Raw genomic sequence first — 16,612 nt, forward strand, 5'->3', positions numbered from 1 at the left:
ACCGCCCGGCAGTTGCCTCTCGTCCCCCAGGCCGTCGCCATCGTCATCGCTGTGGCCCTGTGGTGGCTCGTGACGACGGTGCTCGTCGCGCCGGATTCGCTCGTGCGGGACTTCGCCCCGCAGTACGTCTTCCCGGCGATCGTCGATCTGTTCGCACGCGGCGTGCTGCTGCCCGACACCCTCGCGAGTCTGTGGCGGTTGCTGGTGGGTCTGCTGATCGCCGCGACGCTCGGCATCCCGCTCGGGCTGCTGATCGGACTCAACCCGCTCGTCGAGCGCGCGACGATGCCCATCATGCAGTTCCTACGGATGATCTCGCCGCTGTCCTGGGCGCCCATCGCCGTGGCGCTGTTCGGCATCGGGCACCAGCCGGTCTTCTTCCTCATCGCCGCCGCCGCGATCTGGCCGATCGTCATCAACACGGCTGCCGGGGTGCACGGCATCGACCAGGGCTACCTGATGGTCGCCCGCTCGTTCGGCGCGACGCGTCTCGAACTGCTCACCACCGTCGTCCTACCGGCCATCCGCGCGCAGGTGCAGACCGGTCTGCGGGTCGGCCTCGGTATCGCGTGGGTCGTACTCGTGCCTGCCGAGATGCTCGGCGTGCGGTCCGGTCTCGGCTACCAGATCCTCAACGCCCGCGACCAGCTCGCCTACGACCAGGTCATGGCCGTGATCGTCGTGATCGGCTTCCTCGGGTTCTGGCTCGACTGGGCGGCGCGGCACCTGCTGCGCGAACGGCGTAAGCCGGTGAGCGTCGAGGAAGCCGACCGTCCGCTCTGATCTGAGGTCAGGACTCGAGCGGCGTCAGCACGAAGACGGGAAGCACCCGGTCGGTGCGCTTCGCGTACAGCGCGTAGTTCGGCCACGTCTGCAGCAGCACCTTCCACAGCCGCTCGCGTTCGTCGCCCTCCGCGATCCGCACCGACACCGCGTATTCGTGCCCGTCGTACAGCACCTGCGCCCGGTCGGCCGCATGCAGGTTGACGGCCCAGGACGGCGCCTTGGGGTGCCCCCAGTTCGAGCCCACCACGAGCCATCCCCCGTCGTGCGGCACGCACAGCAGCGGTGTGGACCGCGGCTCCCCGGTCTTGCGGCCCTTCACGGTGAGCACGAGCGACGGAAGTCCCGCGATCGCGAGCAGGGTGACCTTGCCGCGTGTGAGCCGTTGGATGGTCTTGTCCACCGCGATGATCGGCCGTGAATACCGCGGCAGCCACGGCAACGCTCCGATACGGACAGCGACCGGTCGGAGCGGATTCATGCGGCTATCTCCCCCAGGCTCCCAGCAGCGTTCGGGCTGCAGCGACGACGGCCAGCGGCTGATCGATCATCGGATGGTGGCCGGAAGCCGGAAGATCGATCAGCAACGCATCAGGGCCGAGATTATCGACGATCCGCCCGTAGAGCGCGTCGTCGATGATGCCGCGTTCGCAGCGGAAGTAGGCGACGGCGCATCCGGGATTCATCACCTCGAGGCTACGGCGCCCCTCACGTCCCATGCGGAGATTGTCGAATTTCCACGACCAGCCCCCAGCGGGCACCGCGTCGCCGTCATCGCCGTCGACCTGCTTCAGCGACCCGCGGGCGATGTGCTCGAGCACGTAGGGTTCGGCGTCGTCCTGCGGCGGCACGAGGCGGAACCGTGCGACGGCGTCCTCCGCCGCGGCGTAGACCTTCGGCGGTCCGGCGTTCGCGACGGCCTTCGCGCGCATCTCGAGTTCCTCGGGCGTCATGTCGCGGATCGGCGAATCGATGATCACCACACCGGCAAGTTCGTCGCCGTGGAGATGGGAGGCTGCGAACGACACGATCCCGCCCATGCTGTGGCCGATGAGGACCGGCGGACCGCTGATACCGCCGGCCCGGGCCGCGGCGAGAACCTCCGCGGACCACGCTTCCAGGGTGTAGTGCTCGCGGTGGTCGCTGTCGCCGTGACCGCTCAGGTCGAGCGCGACGACGCGACGTCCGGCGGCGAGCTGCGGGCCGATGTGGTCCCACCACCCCGAATGCGCCATGCCGCCGTGGACCAGCACGACGCCCGGCAGACCGGATTCGCCCCACGCCCGGAAGGCGATGGTCGCACCCGCTGCCTCGACCTTCCCGGTCTCGACGGGTGCGGCCAGGGCGTCGACGAACCACTGAGGAGCAGATCCGTTATTGCTCATCACCCGAACTTATGTCAGATGTGACGAGCGCCAACATCCGGGCCATCAGTTCGATCCGTCGCACGTCGAATTCCGGCTGCGGATGCACCGTCGACGCCAGCGCTTCGCCGTCGAACATGTGCACGAGCGACAACAGCAGGGTGTCGAAGACGTCGGACGGGAACCGGGCCGCGACCGGCAGCGACCTGCCGAAATCGACGATCTGGGCGTGGTAGCGCTCGGCCATCGGCGCCAGATGCTCCCGCAGCGCCGGATCGGTGCGCGCCGCGCCGAGCAGTTCGTACCAGGCGGCGTTCATCGGCGCTCGGCAGGCGGTGCGCAGCAGTTCGAGGCACACCCGCAGCGACTCGGAGATGTCCGCGTGCTCGTCACCGAGCGCCGCGAGGCCGGCCTCGAAGTTCGCGAACTGGCGTTCCCTGACCGCATCGGCCGCCGCGATCATCAGGTCGAGACGCGTCGGGAAGTGCCGGAACACCCCACCCGACGACACCCCCGAGCGCCGGCACACCTCACCGATCGTCGTCGCGGTGTAGCCGAGCTCGGCGAGGGAGGTGATGGTCGCGTCGAGGATGCGACCGATCGTCTCCTCCCTGCGCTCCTGCTGGGTGCGGCGTACTGCGGGTGCGCTCACGCGACGGGCTCACCCGCCGGGGTGCGGATCGGCGCGGGTCCACGTTCCTCCACTCCCGCGCGCAGGAACCGGCCGGTGCCGACGGTGCGTCCGTAGCCGGGCACGAACTCACCCTCGCGGTAGACCACCCGGCCGGCGACCGCCGTCGCCGTCACGGCGCGATCGTTGCGGTCGACCATGCGGCGGATTCCGCCGAACTCCTCGAGCGGAGCCTCGTGGTAGGCGTCGACATCGGCGTTCAGCCCGGCAGGATCGACGACGACGAAGTCGGCGCGGTCGCCCACCCGCAGGTGGCCGGCGTCGATTCCGTAGAAGTCACCGAGTTCGCCGGTGAGCTTGTGGACGGCCTCGGGCAGCGTGAGGAACGGCTTGCCCGACTTCTCGGCGTCGTGGACGCGGCGCAGCAGGCAGATCGCGAAGTTGTAGAAGGCCATGTTCCGTAGGTGGGCGCCGGCATCCGAGAATCCCACGGTGACGCCGGGAGTGCGGATGAGCCGGTCGGCGACCTTGCTGCGGTCGTTGGCGATCACGGTGTGCCACCGGAACTTCCGGCCGTGCTCGACGACGAGGTCGAGGAAGGTGTCGACCGGGTGCAGTTTCCTCTCGCGCGCGACGTCACCGATCGACCGGCCGACGAGCGAGGCGTCGGGGCATTCGACGATCCGGGTGTCGTCGAAGTCGCGGTGCCACACGCGGGGTGAGAACTTCTTCTCGAAGTCCTGCCGGAACCAGCGACGGTAGGCCTCGTCGCGCAGCAGGTCGTTGCGGACGAGTTCGTCCTGCAGATGCAGTGCGGCACGACCCGATCCGAACTCCTCGAAGACGACGAGGTCGATGCCGTCGGAGTACACCTCGAAGGTCGTGGGCAGGTGCTGCCAGCGGAAGGCACCCTTGCCGATCCGGTTGGCCGCGAACGCGATCGGACCGAAGATGCGGTTGACCCACCGTTCGGCCTTCGTGTCGGCCGCGGCGAGCACCGACGCCTTCATCGGCTTGCGTCCGATGCCCGTGCTGGCGAGGGCGAAGAACGCGACGTCGTACTTGGTGTTGAGGTTCGGCACGGCCTGCAGGATGCGACCGCGTCGGCGCAGGATCTTGTGCAGGCGGCGGAATTCCGACCACGACGCGTGGGTCGACGGCAGGGTGCGCGAGCGGTAACGGTCGCCGTCCATCTTGTCCCACGGGTTTGTCATCGTCGACACTCCGAGGAAGCCCGCGTCGAGGGCGTCCTCGACTCGCGCGTCGATGTCGGCGAGTTCGGCGCGGGTCGGGCGGTTCGCCGACTCCGTGGAGCGTCCGAGTCCCATCACCGACGCGCGGACGTCCGAATGTCCCACGAAGGCCGTTACATTCGGTCCGAGCGGCAACTTGTTCAGCGCCTCGATGTATTCGCGCGGCGTGCTCCAGGTCTTGGACTTCTCGAGGGCCGAGAGGACGTGCTCGCGCGGAAGTGCCTCGACGCGGCTGAACAGGTCGGCAGCGTCGACCGGCGGCACGAACACCGTCGAGATCGAGCAGTTGCCCATGAGCACGGTCGTGACGCCGTGCCGCACCGACTCGGACAGACCCGGACCCACGAGCACTTCGGCGTCGTAGTGGGTGTGGGTGTCGACGAAGCCGGGCATCACCCAGCGGCCGTGCGCGTCGACGACCTCGGTGTCCGGGCCGACGGGAAGGCTGTCGGAGGTCGCGGTGACGACGACCCCGTCGCGGATGCCGAGGTTGCGGACGACGCCGGGCGCGCCCGTCCCGTCGAACCAGAGACCCCCTCGGACGATGACGTCGAAATCCCCATGATTGTGATCCACACCACTCATGGCGCGAGGGTAACACGAAAAAGAGGTCGCGCACTCTCTAAATTCCCGACCCCGATCGTCGAGCTCACCAGCCTGCACGCCGGAGCCACTCCGCAACCTCGACGGCCTGCCGCTCACCCGCCCGATATGCCGGACGTCGCCTGGCGCCGTCGAGCGGGTCGGGACCGAACACATCCACAGCGTCGCGGTCCGGTTCGATCGTTACGACGCGACGTGCCCTCGCCGCGGCGAGTTCCCGCTCGAGATGGTCACGTGGAAACAGGTGCGCGAACGGATCGACGACGACCAGCACATCCGCCCCGGTCCCGAGGTCCGCATTGGTTCCTGAGCGGATACCACCGTCCATGTACCGCCGACCACCGATCGTGATCGGCGGGTACGCACCCGGCATCGCGGTACTCGCCGCGACGGCGGTGGGCAACGGCACCCCACTCGTCCGGGACCACACCACGGGCTCACCGGTGTCGACGTCCACCGCCGTGATGAGCAGTCGCCGAGCCGGCCAATCACGGACGGCGATCAGCGAACCCGTCCGGGCGATGTGCGCCTGTTCGGTCCCCGTGTCGGCGTCGCAGGCAAGCCGGCCGACACGGCGCCGAGCGGTCTCGGGGTCGAGGGCGGGGTCGGCCAGCACGGCCAGGACCGAGGCCGGTCCGGCAGGGTCGGGTTTTGGAGGAGGATTCTCCTCCGCGAGGAGAGGCGGAGGGTCCGCGAGACGCTCGAGGTCTCTTCCGGCCGCGAGCAGGGCACCCACGATCGCACCGGCCGACGTGCCGACGATCAGGTCGGCGCCGCCGAGGTCCGTCCCCTCACGGCGTAATCCACTCGCAAGCCCCGCCGTCCAGGCGGTACCCACGATTCCGCCGGCTCCGAGCACCACGGCGTATTCCGGGAAGGACTCCCCTTCGTCGGACGGCGGACCGTACACGGACTCCCCCTTTCGGTCGTCCCACTGGTCATGATGCGGCCGAGCCGGACGACCGTCTACGGTTCGGCCATGGATCTCGACACCACTCCGGCACTGCTCGTCGACCGCGACATCCTCGATCGCAACATCGCGCGGATGGCGCAGTCCGCCGCCTCGCGAGGCCTGTCGCTGCGACCCCACGCGAAGACGCACAAGTGCTCCGAGATCGGACGACGTCAGCTCGACGCGGGAGCCCGAGGTCTCACGGTTGCGACCGTCTCCGAGGCCGAGGTCTTCATCGAAGAGGGCTTCGACGACCTGTTCGTCGCGTATCCGCTGTGGGTCGACGCCGCCCGCGGTGCACGGTTGCGTGCGCTGGCCGACCGGGTGCGCCTCACGGTCGGGATCGATTCGGCGACCGGAGCCCGGCAACTCGTCGAGCACGCCGGCACCGCGATCGGTGTGCTCGTCGAGATCGACAGCGGCCACCATCGCACCGGCGTGCTGCCCGAGCAGGCCGGAGCCGTGGCGTCGGCGGCGCGTGAGGCAGGCCTCGACGTGCGCGGTGTCTTCACCTTCCCCGGCCACTCGTACGCACCCGACGCGCCGTGCAGCGCCGCCCGGGAGGAAGCCGACGCTCTGGCGGCCGCAGCGGAGTCGCTACGAGCAGCCGGGATCGAGCCGTCCGCGATCAGTGGTGGCTCCTCCCCCACTGCTCTTCTCGAAGTACCCACGGTCGCAACCGAACTGCGCCCCGGGGTGTACGTCTTCGGCGACGCCCAGCAACTCGAACTCGGCGCGGTGAGCGAATCCGACATCGCGCTGACCGCCCTGGCGACCGTCGTGTCCGCTCGCGACGAGGTGGTCGTGCTCGATGCCGGTTCCAAGGTGCTCGGCGCCGACCGGGCCGCGTGGGCCACGGGGTACGGACGCATCCTCGGGGAACCGGACGCACGCACCACGGCACTGTCGGAGCACCACGCGACGGTTCAGTGGCCGGAGGCGTCGACCCGCCCACGACTCGGCGACAGGGTGCGGGTGATTCCCAACCACGTCTGCAATGCCGTGAACCTGGCGGACGAACTGATCGTGATCTCGAACGGTGAAGTGGTGGACACCTGGCGGGTGGTCGCGCGAGGATGTACGACGTGATGCGCAGACGTCTGGCCTGCCTGACCGCAGCGGTGGTACTGCCGCTGAGTGCGTGCGCGTCCGAATCGACCGCGCCGGACACCGAGACCATCACAGGGGCGACCACCGCAGGGGCGGCAACCACCGAGACCGTCACGGACGCAACCGCCTCCGCGGTGTCCGGAGCCGGTGGGGCGGACAGGGTGGACGGGGTGCCCCGCGTGGTCGGGACCGTGGCGTCCGGACTCGACACGCCGTGGGGGATCGCCTTCCTGCCCACCGGTTCCGCGCTGGTCACCGAACGCAACAGTGGCCGGATCGTCGAGATCATCAACGGCGAGGTCCGCGAGGTGGGCCGCGTCGGCGAGACCCTCGCGCAGGGCGAGTCGGGATTGCTGGGGATCGCGGTGTCGCCGACCTTCGACACCGACCGCTTCGTCTATCTCTACGTGACCACCGCCAGCGACAACCGGGTACTTCGAGCCGTTTTCGACGGCACCACGCTCACCGAACCGGAGGTGATCCTCGACGGCATCCCAGCCGCTCGGATCCACGACGGCGGGAGGATGATCTTCGGTCCCGACGGGATGCTGTACGTCGCGACCGGCGAGGCGGGCCGCCGCGAACTGGCGCAGGATCCGAATTCGCTCGGCGGCAAGATCCTTCGCATCACGGGCGACGGCGAACCCGCGCCCGGCAATCCCGATCCGGCATCGCCGGTGTACTCGCTCGGTCACCGCAACGTACAAGGACTCGCGTTCGACGACCGGGGACGGTTGTGGGCGTCGGAATTCGGGCAGAACGACGTCGACGAGTTGAATCTCGTGGCGGCGGGCGCGAACTACGGCTGGCCCGTGGTCGAAGGAGCCGGGGGCTCCGGCGAATTCGTCGATCCGGTCCTCACCTGGCCGGTCTCGCAGGCGTCGCCGTCGGGCCTGGCGTGGTTCGGCGGCAGCCTCTGGATGGCAGGCCTGCGCGGAGAACGACTGTGGCGCATCGATGTTCAGGACACCGCAGCCACCGCGACCGACTTCTTCGTCGGCGAGTACGGAAGATTGCGGACCGTCGTCGCCGCGCCGGACGGCTCACTGTGGTTGACGACGTCCAATCGAGACGGTCGCGGCAGCCCGGCCGGCGACGACGATCGCATCCTCCGGATCGAGATCTCCTGACGATCAGGGGACGAGAACGACGACCGTCTCGGCGACCAGCGCCGGGCGCTCTCCACCCTCGATCTCGATGGTGTATCCGACGACGAGGTTCGCACCCTTGGCGGTGCGCTCGAGCGACTTGAACTCCGCGCCGGCACGGATCCGCGAGCCGACGGGCACCGGCGCGGGGTAACGAACCTTGTTGCTGCCGTAATTGACCTTCATCTTCAGGCCTTCGAGGGAGAAGATCTGGGTGCCGAGGACCGGCAGCAGCGACAGGGTCAGATAACCGTGGGCGATGGTCTTGCCGTACGGGCCGTCCTTCGCGCGCTCGGGGTCGACGTGGATCCACTGGTGATCGCCGGTGGCCTCGGCGAACAGGTCGATGCGCTTCTGGTCGATCTCGATCCAGTCGCTGTAGCCGAGGTGCTCGCCGACGGCCTTCTCGACCTCGTCGATTCCGTTGAAAACCCGCATTGTTGCTCCTGTCGATGTGCGGCGACGGTCAGAGACCGGCTCGCCTGAGGGTGACGCGATAGGTGTAATGCTCGGGCAGAAAGTAACTCACCGACAACTCGGTGGGCACCCCGTCGTCGTTCGAGTACAACCGGTCGACGCGCAGCAGAGGATGTCCCACTTCGCAGTTCAGCTCGCTCGCCACCTGGTCGGTGGCGAGCGCGACCGTGATGGACTGTGCTGCTTCGACGATCGGGCTGTCGAGATGCGGTTCGAGCAGCCCGATCATCGTGTTCCGGCTGGACGCTCCCGCTTGGAGCTCCGGCGACTCGAGTACGTGCGCGGCGACAGGTTCGGGCAGGTGAACCGTGGTGAGCACGAACGGGATTCCGTCGTGCAGTCGCTTGAACACCACCGTGTACAGCACGTCGGTGTCGAGACGCAGTCGGCTCGCGGCGTCGATGTCGACTCCGCGTCGCAGCGGCGAGACGATCTGCATGACCGTGTCGGCCGACAACGCGAGCAGATCCTCGATCGAGCCGAGCTGGCGCCGGTAGCGCCGGCCCGACTCGTTCGCGAAGGTGCCGCGGCCGGGAACGCGGTAGACGATGCCGTCGGCCACGAGATCCTGGAAGGCGCGACGCACCGTCTGCCGGCTCACGCCGTGCTCCTCGGCGAGTTCGGCCTCCGTGGGCAGCCGTGTGCCGTCGCTGTACCGTCCCGCCTCGACGGCCTCCCGGAGCTGGCGCGCGAGTTGCGCGTACGCCGGTTCCGTTTCCCGCACCTTGTAATCCATGACGGACCGATCCTAGCGGCCGGTCGTCACAGTCCGCCGCGTGCTACGAGCTGGCCGGCGATGACGTTGCGCTGGATCTCGTTGGTGCCCTCGCCGACGATCATCAGCGGCGCGTCGCGGAAGTAACGCTCGACGTCGTACTCGGTGGAGTAGCCGTAACCGCCGTGGATGCGTACCGCGTTGAGGGCGATCTCCATCGCGATCTCCGAGCAGTACAACTTGGCCATGCCGGCCTCCATGTCGCAGCGCTCGCCGCTGTCGTACTTCTCCGCCGCGTAACGCGCCAGCTGCCGCGCCGCGGTGAGCTTGGTGGCCATCTCCGCCAGGTAGTTGCCGATGGACTGGTGCTTCCAGATCGGCTGACCGAAGCTCTCGCGCTGCTGCGCGTAGGCGAGCGAATCCTCGAGTGCGGCGGTCGCGACACCGAGGGCGCGGGAGGCGACCTGCAGACGGCCGGTCTCGAGGCCCTTCATCATGTGGGCGAAGCCCTTGCCGGGCTCACCGCCGAGGATCGCGTCGGCGGAGATGCGGTAGTTGTCGAAGCTCAGCTCGCACGACTCGACGCCCTTGTAGCCGAGCTTGGGCAGGTCGCGCGAGACGGTCAAGCCCGGGCCGTGCTCGACGAGCACCACGGAGATGCCCTTGTGGCGCGGCTGCGCGGTGGGGTCGGTCTTGCACAGCAGGGCGATCAAGCCGGCCCGACGGGCGTTGGTGATCCACGTCTTGGCGCCGTTGATGACCAGCTCGTCGCCGTCCCGCTTGGCGGTGGTGGTCATCGCCTGCAGGTCGGAGCCACCGCCGGGCTCGGTGAGCGCCATCGTCGCGCGGATCTCACCGGTGGCCAGCTTGGGCAGGTACTTGCTCTTCTGCTCCTCGGTACCGAACAACGCGAGCAGCTTCGCGACGACGGTGTGCCCTCCCATCGCACCCGACAGCGACATCCATCCGCGGGCGAGTTCCTCGGTGACCTGGACGTAGCAGGGCATCGACACCGGCGATCCGCCGTACTCCTCGGGCACGGCGAGCCCGTAGATGCCGATCTGCTTCATCTGCTCGATCCACTTCTCGGGGTACTCGTTGGCGTGCTCGACCTCCTGCACCGACGGCTTGACCTCCCGATCGATGAAGTCGCGGACGGTCTTGACCAGAAAAGTCTCTTCGTCGTTCAGGTAGGTCACGGGGCATCCTTCGCTTGGGACGGGCCATACGGACCCGGGAAACTTTGTACGGCCATTTTGTGGACCAAGTTCGGACGTTGTCAACGCGAAGACCGCCATTCGACGTCGTGATTGCAAAGTTTTCGACGATACGAACGACTGCACCTTCCTATGAGCACACCTCTCCGTGGGGTGGCATACCGCCAACAATGGCCGTACATTTAGCGCCGTCATTGCCGACCGAACTCCCCGAGGTCCCCGTGTCTTCCGAGCAACACCTCCGCCGGCGCGCCGTTCTCGTCGCCCCCGGTTCCGACGAACGCAAAGCCGGTAAGGCCCTCGCCTCCGCCGCCGACGAGGTCGTCCTCGACCTCGAGGACGCCGTCACCGCCGCCCAGAAGGACGCCGCCCGCGAACTCGTGGCTCCCCTGGTCCGCGAACACGGCGCCACGCGCACCGTCTCCGTTCGTATCAACGGACGCGGCACCCCCTGGTTCGAGGACGACCTGCGCGCGTGCGCCGCACTCGGCGACGCCCTCGCCTCGATCGTGATTCCCAAGGTCGAGAGCGCCGACGATCTCGTCGAGGCCGACCGCATCCTCGGCAGCGAGTCGACCGTCACGGTGCAGGCCCTCATCGAGACCCCCGCCGGCGTGCAGCGCATCGACGAGATCGTCGCCGGTCCCCGGGTGGCCGGCGTGATCATCGGTTACGCCGACCTCGGCGCCTCACTGGGCCGCGCCCGCACCGCCGCCCCCGAGCACTGGCTCTACGTCCAGGACCGCGTACTGCACGCCGCCCGGGCCGCCGGTGTCCAGGCGATCGACGGACCGTTCCTCGGCATCGCCGACGACGACGCCTTCCGTCACTCGGCGCAGTGGGTGTCCGATCTCGGATTCGACGGCAAGTGGGTCATCCATCCTGCGCAGATCACCTCTGCCGCAGCGGCCTTCACCCCCACCGACGATCAGGTCGACGCCGCCCGCAAGGTCCTCGCCGCACTCGAGGAAGCCGAGAACCGCGGCGCCGGAGCTGCCCAGCTCGACGGCCAGATGCTCGACGAGGCCGTCGCCGTCGCCGCCCGTCGCACACTGTCGAAGATCGGAGCCTGAAAGCCATGACCACCTCGTACGTCGGCGGACCCTATTTCGACGAACTGACCGTCGGTCAGGTCTTCGACACCGCCCCCGCCGTGACGCTCACCGACGGCCTCGCCGCCGCGCACCAGAGCATTCTCGGTGACCGCCTGCGTCTTCCGCTCGACAAGCACCTCTCGGCCGCCGTCGCGGGCGGACCGGTCGCGCACGCCGGCTTCGTCACCGACATCGCGATCGGGCAGTCCACGCTCGTCACACACCACGTCAAGGCCAACCTCTTCTACCGCGGCCTGCGTTTCCGTCGTTTCCCGCACATCGGCGACACCCTCTACACCACCACCGAAGTCGTGGGACTGAAGGAGAATTCGGCCAAGCCCGGACGCAAACCCACCGGCCTCGCGGCGCTGCGCATGAACACCGTCGACCAGGACGGCAACACCGTCCTCGACTTCTACCGCTGCGCGATGCTGCCGCTGAGCGAGAATCCCGACCCCGACCGCGTCGTGCACTCCGACGACCTGTCGGCCATCGGACCGCAGGACGAACCGCAGTGGTCCGCGCCCGCCGACTGGGATCTGGATGTCTACCGCTCGAAAGTGCCGGGCGAGCACTTCGACAAGTCGCTCGCCGGTGCCGTGCTGCAGTCCAGCGGCGACGTCGTCTCGAGCGCACCGGAACTCGCGCGCCTGAGCCTCAACATCGCCGCGACGCACCACGACGAGCGGGTCGGCGCATCCGGTCGTCTCGTCTACGGCGGCCACACCATCGGCCTGGCCTTCTCACAGGCGACCCGCGCTCTGCCGAATCTCGTGACGGTGCTGGGCTGGAAGTCGTGCGACCACACCGGTCCGGTGCAGGAGGGCGACACCCTCACCAGCGATCTGCACGTCGAATCCGCCGAGCCTCTCGCCGAGGGCGGTGGCGTGCTGAACCTTCGGTCGCTCGTCTACGCACACCGCGGCGGTGCCGCGAATAGCGACCGCGGTGATGCCGAACCGGCGCCCGTGCTGGATTGGCGGTTCACCGCTCTCATGGCCTGACGGCCACCGCTGCCGAGACCGACGTTGTGTGCGAAATCCCTTGAGAAATCGCGCACAACGTCGGTTTCGTCGTTATGCGTCGACCCGTTTGACGAGGCGTTCGTAGCGCTGCCGGGCCGCCTGGGTGCTTCCCAGGCCCAGGCCGAAGGCGATCTCCTGCCAGGTCATCCCGCGTTCCCGCGCGATCCGGAGGATCAGCGCCTCGAGTTGGTCCATCTCGGCGCGCGCCTTCGGGACGAGGCCGAGCGCGGCGATGACGTCGGCGTCGTCGACCTCGGGTTCGTCGGGGCCGGGACTGTGCACGCCGCCCGCCAGTGCCGCGACGAGACGGATGGCGCCGAGCGGGTCGAGCATCTCGGGGTGCGACTGCCTGGCCCGTTGCTCGGGAGTACTGCCGTGCCGTTCGGCGATTCGGAACAGGCCCGCGTACTCACGATGGGCGCGTTCGCGACTCGGATTCGGTGGGGTGAAGCCGTCCTCGGACATGAATCCAGGATCGCGTGTGAACAAGTTGTTGTCAACAGTTTGTTCACAGGTCGCGGATCTCGTCCACCAATCCCCAGTCGAGTGCGCGGGAGGCGTCGAGGGGCGCAGCCGTGACGAACAGGTGCAGCGACCGCCACCGGCCGATCCGCCGCGGGATGCTGACCGTCCCCCCGGCCCCGGGGATGAGACCCATCGAGACCTCCGGGAGACGGAAGACGGTGCCGGGAGTCGCGACCACCCGGCCCGCGAAGGCCGGGATCTCGATCCCTGCACCGATGCAGTGACCGTGCAACCGCACCTCCATGCGACCGGCGAGCTGCGCAACGAGACGACCCGCTCCCCCACGTGTGCGGACGAAGTGCGCGAGCGTGATGTCGGGTGTGCGGCCGAACTCGTCGAGATCACCTCCGGCGCAGAACGACGACCCCGCCCCGTCGAGCACCACCCGTTCGATGCTGTCGTCGACGACCGCGAGGCGCAGAGCGTCCACAAGAGCGTCGCGCAGCACCGTTCCGTAGGCGTTGCGGCGCTCGGGCCGATTGAGGGTGATGTGCAGGAGGTCGCCCTCGCGGGCGATCAGCACCGGTTCGTCCGAGGGCGGAGGCAGCGGGCGCGGGCCGCGTCCGGCAAGCCACGCGGCGAACTCGGGTCCGCCCTGCAGCGTCGAGTAGCCGAGCGACTCCACGTCGATCGCCTCCGGCACCGCGAGCGTCTCCGAGGCCCGCACGACCTGCCGTGCCACCAGCGCGGCCTGCTGGTTCGCGGCGACCGCCTCGGCGAAGGCGGCGATGCTCGCATCCGGGTCCGGTGTCTCGACCACGCCGCGGGACGAAGCGACCGGCGCGTAGGTGAGGTCGAGCGCGTCGATCAACGGCCGGACCCCGGCGGGAATCTCACGGGTCGCGCGGCCGACGAGAATCCGGTCGGCGAGCGCGGCCTGTTCGACGGCACGCTCGATCAGGGGAATGTCTCCGTCGAGATCGACGACGACCATCGGCCGGGAGACCACACCGCCCTCACCGAGAAGGGGCTCTCCCACCGCGCCGTTCGCCAGATCCGCAGCAGAGAGAAGCATCGCTCGTGCCGTGTCCATATGGTCCGTCCTTGTACTCCACCAGGCCCCATCCGGCACGAAATGTAACATCACGGTCGTGGCCACCGACCTCGCCGCAGACCCGGTACGCGACTGGGCCGACAGCGGAATCGCCTTCCTGACCGGCAGAGTCGACGGTCCCCCACTGCTTCCTCCCGGCCGTGCCGCCACTGTTGCGCGCGAGCGCTCCGCGTGGATCGCCGCCGCCTCCGGGGGCGTCGTCGAGGTCGACGGTGCGCGCTTGTTGTCCGAGCGTGCCGCGTTCACCGGTCATCGTCGCGCTGGGGCAGTCTCGGCCGGAGGTGCGTGTCGTCTGCTGCCGACGATCGACGGATGGGCGGCGGTCTCGTGCGCGCGTCCCGACGACCCGCTCCTGCTCGGCGCCCTGATCGGCGACGAGATCCCCGACGATCCGTGGCCCGCCGTCGCCGACTGGCTCGTCGAACACACCGGGGCGGAGCTGGCCGAGCGAGCCGAACTGCTCGGGATCGCCGCGGGACCCGTCGTCCACGGCGTCGCCGCTCCGCTGACACCGTCGGAACCGCGCTCGGTCGACGGGTTGCTCGTCGTCGACTTCAGCGCCTTGTGGGCCGGGCCGCTGTGCGCGCATCTGCTCGGTCTCGCCGGTGCGCGCGTCGTCAAGGTCGAGACGCCGTCGCGGCCGGACGGTGCGCGTCGCGGCAATGCCGACTTCTATCGACTGCTGCACGGCGGGCACGAATCCGTCGTGCTCGACCCGGCCGATGACACGCAGCGACGCGAACTCGCGGAACTGGTGGCAGCGGCCGATATCGTGATCGAGGCGTCGCGACCGCGGGCACTCGCCGGTTTCGGCCTCGACGCTGCGAAGGCCGTCGACGACGGCACCACGTGGATCTCGATCACCGCGCACGGACGGGATTCGCACCGCGTGGGTTTCGGCGACGACATCGCGGCCTCCACCGGCCTGATCGCCTACGACGCAGAGGGTCCCGTCTTCGTCGGCGATGCGATCGCCGATCCCCTCACGGGTCTCACCGCCGCTGCGCTGGCCATGTCGGCGCCACCCGACGGGCGCGGAAAGCTCTGGGACATCTCGATGTCCGCTGTCGTCGCGGCGACTCTCGACGAACCCACGGCCATCTCGCAACCCGCCATCCGCGAGGGCGAGCAGTGGGTGCTGCAGACAGCGGACGGTGGCGTCGCCGTCACCGAACCGCAGAAGCGTGAAATCTCCGGTGACGTCGCCGAATCCGGACGCGACACCCAGCGCGTACTCGCCGATCTGGGCATCCGGTCGTGAGCGTCCTCGTCGTCCGCGACGTCGAGATCGACGGCGTCGGCGGAACCGATGTCCTCATCCGTGACGGGATCGTCGCATCCCTCGGGTCGGACGTGCCGGTGCCCACGTCTGCGGACGTCGTCGACGGCCGTGGAGGCGCACTGCTTCCCGGCTTGCACGACCACCACATCCACCTGCACGCTCTCGCGGCCGACCGCGCATCGGTCCGCTGTGGTCCGCCTGCCGTCCGCACCGCCGACGAACTCGCCCGCACACTCGCACGCGCGGCCGGCGACGGATGGATCCGGGGCGTCGGGTATTCGGAAGACGTTGCGGGTCTGCTGGATTCCATCTCGCTCGATGCGTTGCACGCCGAGCGTCCCGTGCGCATCCAACATCGCAGTGGCGCAGTGTGGTTCCTGAACTCCATTGCCGCCGGGCTCACGGGCCTCGCGACCGCTGATCACCCCGGTGTCGAACGCGACGAGAAGGGACATCCGACAGGACGGGTATGGCGCGCCGACACATGGCTCCGCGACCGGCTACCCGACACCGGCCCTCCGTCGCTCGCAGATGTGGGCGTCGAACTGGCGTCCTACGGCATCACCGGCCTCACCGACGCGACGCCCGACCTCACCCCGTCGACCCTCGAACACCTCCACGCTTCCCACGTCGAGGGGTCCGTCCCGCAACACATCCGGCTTCTCGGTGCGCCACTCGATTTCGTCGACTCCGAGACGTTCGCCGCCGGCCCGTACAAGATCGTGCTCGCCGACTCCGGACTGCCCGACCTCGACGACCTCGCGACGACGATCCGCCGCGCCCACGATGCGGGTCGCGGGGTGGCGGTGCACTGCGTCAGTCGCGAGGCGTTCGCGATCCTGCTCGCCGTCCTCACCGAGGTGGGCACCGTCCCCGGCGACCGCATCGAACACGGCGCCCTCATCCCGGCCGAGTCGATCGACGACCTGAGGCGCCTGGGCCTGCAGGTCGTCACCCAGCCAGGCTTCCTCACCGACCGCGGCGACGCCTATCTCCGCGACGTGCCCGCCGTCGACCTGCCCGACCTCTACCGTTGCAGGAGTCTCCTCGACGGCGACGTGCCGGTCGCGCTGTCCAGCGATGCCCCTTACGGCCCCGCCGACCCGTGGGCGGTGATCTCCGCCGCGGTCTCCCGCACGTGCCCGACCGGTGAGGTCGTCGGAGTGGACGAACGCATCCCTGCCGCGACCGCGCTCGACCGGTATCTGGCCCCGCTCGACGATCCCGGTGGTGCTTCCCGTCGCGTGCGGGTCGGCGTGCCGGCCGATCTCGTCCTTCTCGACCGCCCCCTGGTCGACGCCCTCGCAGCACCGACCGCAGATGCGGTCCGCGCGACCGTCATCGCCGGTCGCGTCGTCCACCACGCCTGATCCGCTACA

At 68.9% G+C, this 16,612-nt stretch carries 17 protein-coding genes; 7 read left to right on the forward strand and 10 right to left on the reverse strand.

Annotated elements, in window-relative coordinates; translation table 11 throughout:
* The first annotated feature begins 12 nt into the window (after positions 1-12).
* On the forward strand, positions 13-783 hold the full coding sequence (locus tag C6Y44_RS21530) for an ABC transporter permease (protein WP_269072686.1): 771 nt from the start codon (positions 13-15) through the stop codon (positions 781-783).
* A 7-nt stretch (positions 784-790) separates the two neighbouring features.
* Here C6Y44_RS21530 and C6Y44_RS21535 read toward each other — a convergent pair whose 3' ends face one another.
* From C6Y44_RS21535 to C6Y44_RS21555, 5 genes are all read right to left on the reverse strand, one after another.
* Positions 791-1,264, reverse strand: coding sequence for a nitroreductase family deazaflavin-dependent oxidoreductase (locus tag C6Y44_RS21535; RefSeq protein WP_159417487.1), 474 nt, complete (start codon positions 1,262-1,264; stop codon positions 791-793).
* Between the two features lie 4 nt (positions 1,265-1,268).
* On the reverse strand, positions 1,269-2,168 hold the full coding sequence (locus C6Y44_RS21540) for an alpha/beta fold hydrolase (protein ID WP_174246984.1): 900 nt from the start codon (positions 2,166-2,168) through the stop codon (positions 1,269-1,271).
* Positions 2,158-2,799, reverse strand: a complete 642-nt coding sequence (locus tag C6Y44_RS21545; RefSeq protein ID WP_159417485.1) for a TetR/AcrR family transcriptional regulator — start codon at positions 2,797-2,799, stop codon at positions 2,158-2,160. The genes C6Y44_RS21540 and C6Y44_RS21545 overlap by 11 nt, the downstream gene beginning before the upstream one ends.
* Positions 2,796-4,616 carry an N-acyl-D-amino-acid deacylase family protein gene (locus tag C6Y44_RS21550; protein ID WP_159417484.1) on the reverse strand — a complete coding sequence of 607 codons (1,821 nt, stop codon included), beginning with the start codon at positions 4,614-4,616 and terminating at the stop codon, positions 2,796-2,798. The genes C6Y44_RS21545 and C6Y44_RS21550 overlap by 4 nt, the downstream gene beginning before the upstream one ends.
* A gap of 64 nt (positions 4,617-4,680) precedes the next feature.
* Positions 4,681-5,544: a patatin-like phospholipase family protein gene (locus C6Y44_RS21555; protein WP_159417483.1), complete on the reverse strand. Its 864-nt coding sequence runs from the start codon at positions 5,542-5,544 to the stop codon at positions 4,681-4,683.
* A 69-nt stretch (positions 5,545-5,613) separates the two neighbouring features.
* Between C6Y44_RS21555 and C6Y44_RS21560 the strand changes: the two genes are divergently transcribed.
* The gene (locus C6Y44_RS21560; RefSeq protein WP_159417482.1) at positions 5,614-6,675 is read left to right on the forward strand and encodes an alanine racemase; all 1,062 of its coding nucleotides are present in this window, start codon (positions 5,614-5,616) and stop codon (positions 6,673-6,675) included.
* Positions 6,675-7,826, forward strand: a complete 1,152-nt coding sequence (locus C6Y44_RS21565; RefSeq protein ID WP_159419111.1) for a PQQ-dependent sugar dehydrogenase — start codon at positions 6,675-6,677, stop codon at positions 7,824-7,826. Before C6Y44_RS21560 ends, C6Y44_RS21565 begins: the two co-directional genes overlap by 1 nt.
* Before the next feature lie 3 nt (positions 7,827-7,829).
* Here C6Y44_RS21565 and C6Y44_RS21570 read toward each other — a convergent pair whose 3' ends face one another.
* From C6Y44_RS21570 to C6Y44_RS21580, 3 genes are read right to left on the reverse strand one after another with little or no spacing between them, the layout of a single operon-like run.
* On the reverse strand, positions 7,830-8,282 hold the full coding sequence (locus C6Y44_RS21570; protein ID WP_159417481.1) for a MaoC family dehydratase: 453 nt from the start codon (positions 8,280-8,282) through the stop codon (positions 7,830-7,832).
* Between the two features lie 28 nt (positions 8,283-8,310).
* Entirely contained in the window at positions 8,311-9,057 is a 747-nt protein-coding gene (locus tag C6Y44_RS21575) for a GntR family transcriptional regulator (protein ID WP_159417480.1), read from the reverse strand.
* A gap of 26 nt (positions 9,058-9,083) precedes the next feature.
* Positions 9,084-10,235, reverse strand: coding sequence for an acyl-CoA dehydrogenase family protein (locus C6Y44_RS21580; protein WP_120280431.1), 1,152 nt, complete (start codon positions 10,233-10,235; stop codon positions 9,084-9,086).
* 212 nt (positions 10,236-10,447) lie between these two features.
* Between C6Y44_RS21580 and C6Y44_RS21585 the strand changes: the two genes are divergently transcribed.
* Entirely contained in the window at positions 10,448-11,326 is an 879-nt protein-coding gene (locus C6Y44_RS21585; protein ID WP_120280432.1) for an HpcH/HpaI aldolase/citrate lyase family protein, read from the forward strand.
* Between the two features lie 5 nt (positions 11,327-11,331).
* Positions 11,332-12,351 (forward strand): MaoC family dehydratase, encoded by a 1,020-nt coding sequence (locus tag C6Y44_RS21590; RefSeq protein ID WP_159417478.1) that lies wholly within the window; start codon positions 11,332-11,334, stop codon positions 12,349-12,351.
* A gap of 72 nt (positions 12,352-12,423) precedes the next feature.
* Here C6Y44_RS21590 and C6Y44_RS21595 read toward each other — a convergent pair whose 3' ends face one another.
* Entirely contained in the window at positions 12,424-12,837 is a 414-nt protein-coding gene (locus C6Y44_RS21595) for a DNA-binding protein (RefSeq protein WP_120280434.1), read from the reverse strand.
* Between the two features lie 43 nt (positions 12,838-12,880).
* A complete protein-coding gene (locus C6Y44_RS21600; protein ID WP_159417477.1) occupies positions 12,881-13,930 on the reverse strand; it encodes an enoyl-CoA hydratase/isomerase family protein in 1,050 nt (349 codons plus the stop codon).
* 58 nt (positions 13,931-13,988) lie between these two features.
* Here C6Y44_RS21600 and C6Y44_RS21605 point away from each other — a divergent pair, with 58 nt between their 5' ends.
* Together C6Y44_RS21605 and C6Y44_RS21610 are read left to right on the forward strand one after the other, a co-directional pair.
* A complete protein-coding gene (locus tag C6Y44_RS21605) occupies positions 13,989-15,212 on the forward strand; it encodes a CoA transferase (RefSeq protein ID WP_159417476.1) in 1,224 nt (407 codons plus the stop codon).
* A complete protein-coding gene (locus C6Y44_RS21610; RefSeq protein ID WP_159417475.1) occupies positions 15,209-16,603 on the forward strand; it encodes an amidohydrolase family protein in 1,395 nt (464 codons plus the stop codon). The genes C6Y44_RS21605 and C6Y44_RS21610 overlap by 4 nt, the downstream gene beginning before the upstream one ends.
* The last annotated feature ends 9 nt before the right edge of the window (positions 16,604-16,612 follow it).

The organism is Rhodococcus rhodochrous, assembly GCF_014854695.1.
Lineage (GTDB): Bacteria > Actinomycetota > Actinomycetes > Mycobacteriales > Mycobacteriaceae > Rhodococcus.